Genomic DNA, 4,232 nt, shown 5'->3' with positions numbered 1-4,232 from the left:
TTTAACTTTCTTTTCAATTTTAGCCTCGCATCCATAATCACTTAAAATACGCAACGATAAATCATATTCTCCTGCTTTGTTATATTGATGAACCGGATTTTGAACATAACTTTTTGTTTTATCCCCAAAATCCCATTCCCATGTAAAACTACCTGAAACAATGGACGAACTATCATAACAAATAAACTTATTCAGATTTAAACACTGAATGCTGTCGTTAATTAAAAAATCAGCTTTTGGATAAAAACTGATGCGGATTTCCCTTTGTAATGTATCTTTCTCACCTTTATCGTGCCACACATAAACTACCACATTGTAAACTCCTGTATCAGTAAAACAATGTGATGTAAGTTTTAAAGTTGAGTTATTATTTACTGTTGACAGGCTATCTCCAAAACACCATAACACACTATCTATATGTGATGTGTCTGTTATTGCAAACAAGGTTGTATCGCTTAGACAAGTATTTTTTGCATGGAACGCAGGTTTAAAAAAGAAGGAGGGCATGATATCCGGGAAAGATAGTGCATACCAATTCTTCAGATAAATAAATGAATCTTTGAAATTACAACTTTTTCCTTTTTCTGAAGGAGACGTTATAGCTGCAAGGTAGCTGCTTTGAGTAGTACAATAAATCCTTCCATCAATACCTGATTGCAAAAATTCAAATTCCTTTTTTGATTTAATTATTATTTCCATGGAATTAATAATTGAAACAGAAGATAAATCTTGCAAATCAAACTGAAGAATGCACGTTCTATTAGTTGTTTCATCTCTAACTGTCAGATACAAAAACCTGCCTTCAGGTGAAAACTCTATTCCTTTGATTTCAAATTTTGATGAAATTAGCTTTTTAAAGTCAATAAATATCGGGTTTGAAATTTTACCTGTTTTATTGTCAAATTGAAAGATTTCGATACCTAATCTTTTTGAATAAACAGCAAGTAATTTATTATCAGGGCTGGCTTTCATCTGACCATTCCATGTTTCAGGATGAGATAGGTCACAAGGAATTCCAATCCGGCTGATAACAGGTGAAGTATCTAATCCGTTTTTAGTAATGAGATAAGCACAAAACTCATCTGTATAAAGCTTATGAGATATAACCCAAATCGCTTCATTGTTTGCATGTTTTACTGCAGTAAGTTTTCCAGAGGTTACTTTAGGAAACAATTGATTGTTTTTGCTAATCACCTCTCCCAATCCGTTATTACCTCTTTTATCTATCAGGTGATAATATAATCCTATATTATTATTATACAAGTAGGAGCAACCAATGTGACAATATCTCAAGGTAAACAAAAAGTATAAGTTAGTGTCACCCGGGTAAGGGATAATCAGCGCCCCTTGTACACTCCCAGGATAAAAAAATAATGAATCACCATTTTTCATAGTATCATTATTCCTATTCCAGATAGTTGCTCCATTAGTGTAAAATAGGAGATTCCCATAAGCATCTGAGATAGTGCCATTTGCAAAATTTGTAAAATTATTGCTACCAGTAATTAATGAAGGGATTGTGTCACCACCATAGAAGTCTAAAAAGAAACCTGGCAATGCCCAATAGCGAGCCTCTTTTTGCGAGAAGCCGTTATGGGCATTAACAGTAAATATTAGAATTATTAATAATATTTTTAAAAATAGTTTCAATTTCTAATTTTTAAGCAGTTGAATTTTTTTTGTATTTCCATCACTATCAGAAATAATCAGAAGATATAAACCACACGGCAAATCAGGCTCAACAGGAATGTATAAATTGTGATTTTGAGAATTAATTTCGCATGATGTTGCCATTACCTTTTTACCGGTAGCATCATACAAAACAATCTGAATGTCTTTGTCATTTTCTGGATTTATTTTAACCGTTAAATGATCAAAGAAAGGATTGGGATATACTTTCATATTTTCAGTGTTTGTACTAATCAGTTCATTTCGATCATCTTCTGACAGAAATATCAGCCAGTTGGTACGGTTATGTTCATAGCATCCCATATCAATAGTACTATATTGAACCCTGTTTGTATGATCCAGGTCAAGGCTTGTGCGTGTTTTACTGTTATCACCAGCATCAATACACGGTGATTTATGCCATTGAGGAATATTATCCGAACCATGTACATGGTATCCATCAAGATATCCTGCATCAAACATCGGATCAGCATTAAAAGTACCATAGGCATTCGGAGAGGGCGAAAGGTTTGGGTCGGAAATATCGCAATGGCTGAAAATCGATGTATTTACGTTGGTAGCAAAATCACCCCCGAGATCACTGCCTTGCAATCCCCAAATAATGTTGTTCACTGCATTAAAATTTGCTCCAAAACCAGGGCTATACATTTGCATACCACCCTGAGCAGCTTCGTTAAAGGCTATAGTGTTGTTATTTAGATTCACTTCCTTCGAAGGGTTAATATTATCAAAAGTGTAATATCCTCCTCCGTAACGGGCAGCATCATTCTCAACAATAAGACAATTAATGAGGTTAAATTTACTATTTTCACTATAGATACCTCCACCATCAAGATTACAGGAATTTCTCATTATTTTACTCAGAGTCAAGGTTACATTACATTGATTTTCCATATAAATGCCACCACCACTTCCGTTAAAAGCAATATTATTGTTTATATAGGAATGATCGCTAAAATCGCCAATAGCTTGGGTAAAATAGATTGCTCCTCCATCCTGAAAAGAAGTATTGAATTCAAAATTACAATGGTTAAAGTTAATTTCATCACCTTCTTCAAACACAGCTCCTCCATACTCTGCTTGATTGTTGGTAAATGAGCAGATATGAAAGTCAGGGTTACCCGTGATACCGCAAACAGCTCCACCATTGTAAACAGCCTCGTTATAATTAAAAGTACTGTTTATAAAAGGAACTGAGCTGTTTTCACAATAAATTGCGCCTCCTTGATAAGCAAGATTATATTCGAATATGCAATTTTCAATCTCAAGATTGTCATAATCCTGCACATATAAAGCACCGGCAGATTCATACAAGTTATTGTTGTAAGTATTGGTTTTGTAAGCATATTCAATCCGGCAGTTTTTAAGGCTTGAGTAATTATTCGGGTTAGAATTGAGGAAAATAATTCCACCCCATCCATCATATCCATTCAATTTAGTAAAAACAGTTTGGGCCGCATTTAAATCGCCTGCATCCAGTTCTCCGACCACAAACAAGCGATAAGCATCGTAGTACCAGATATTGTTTGCTAAAAACCAGGCTCCTCCAAATTTTAAGTGGCAGGCATCTTCAATAATCAAATGCGAAGAATAAGGTACTGAAAAATTACCGTAGAATTCAACGATAGTCCCTGATTCAATAGTAAGAGTATAGCCAGATCTCACCCAAATATCTCCCTGAACAATATAGGGATTTCCTGTCGTTTGCCAAACACCTGATACAGCACCAGGAGAAATATATGTTGTGGCAAAAAGCATGTTCAAAGATAAGGTTAAAATAACCAACAGACAAATTTTTTTTAAACAAGTTTTCATAAGATAAGATTTTAGAGTTTATTAAAGTTTTTTGACTTAAACGAAAACCAAAACCTTACCTTTGCAGTAAGGTTTTGGGGTGGTTTAAAAAGCTGGGACGCACTTTAAACCCTTGGTTTTATTAAGCTAAGTAAACCCCAAAACCGTTTTTTTATTACACCCATCAAAGCAAAAGTGAAACATTGAAAGGAGCGAAAAATTATCAGGCCGTCCTTACAGGACTTAGCTCTTTCATATTGCTGTTGTTACCATAAGATCGTCCCTACGGGACTTGAACGGATGTTGATTTTTTGTTTTTTAAGACAATCTTAAAATCCGAAAACGCCATCAGCTCCCCTCTCTTTTCGAAAGAGAGGGGCCGGGGGTGAGTTAAATGTCCGTGCCTATTACAGACTGCCTACTGCCTACTTACAGAAACTTATCTCATCAGCAACACTGTCCCGCTCACCAGCCTGCGTTGTCCTTGCGTTCCTTCTGCATTGATCTGGTAATAATAGTTGCCGACCGGACAGGGTTTCCCTTTAAACGTGCCGTCCCAACCGGTTTCGGGGTCGTTGGATTCGAAGATTTTTTCTCCCCACGCATTGAATATCACGAGATTATATTTTCGGATAAAAATGCCGAAAGGACGAAAGACTTCATTTACCTCATCTCCGTTGGGGGTGAAGGCATTGGGGATGAAAAGGCGGAAAGGTGTGGGTGTGCAAACGATGTTGGAAACGGAAGTT

General features: G+C 35.9%; 3 protein-coding genes. All 3 read right to left on the bottom strand.

The genetic code is table 11. The features are described 5' to 3' along the window. On the bottom strand, nucleotides 1-1,650 hold a 1,650-nt coding region (locus GX437_13105; GenBank protein NLJ08593.1), incomplete at its 3' end, for a hypothetical protein. A gap of 3 nt (nucleotides 1,651-1,653) precedes the next feature. After that, on the bottom strand, nucleotides 1,654-3,504 hold the full coding sequence (locus tag GX437_13100; GenBank protein NLJ08592.1) for a T9SS type A sorting domain-containing protein: 1,851 nt from the start codon (nucleotides 3,502-3,504) through the stop codon (nucleotides 1,654-1,656). Between the two features lie 418 nt (nucleotides 3,505-3,922). Next, nucleotides 3,923-4,232 (bottom strand): gliding motility-associated C-terminal domain-containing protein (locus GX437_13095; protein ID NLJ08591.1); only part of this gene is annotated, 310 nt, incomplete at its 5' end.

It is taken from the genome of Sphingobacteriales bacterium (genome assembly GCA_012517435.1).
Lineage (GTDB): Bacteria > Bacteroidota > Bacteroidia > CAILMK01 > JAAYUY01 > JAAYUY01.
Note: the sequence above shows the minus strand (reverse complement) of the source record. Positions and strands in the feature narration are given on the sequence as shown.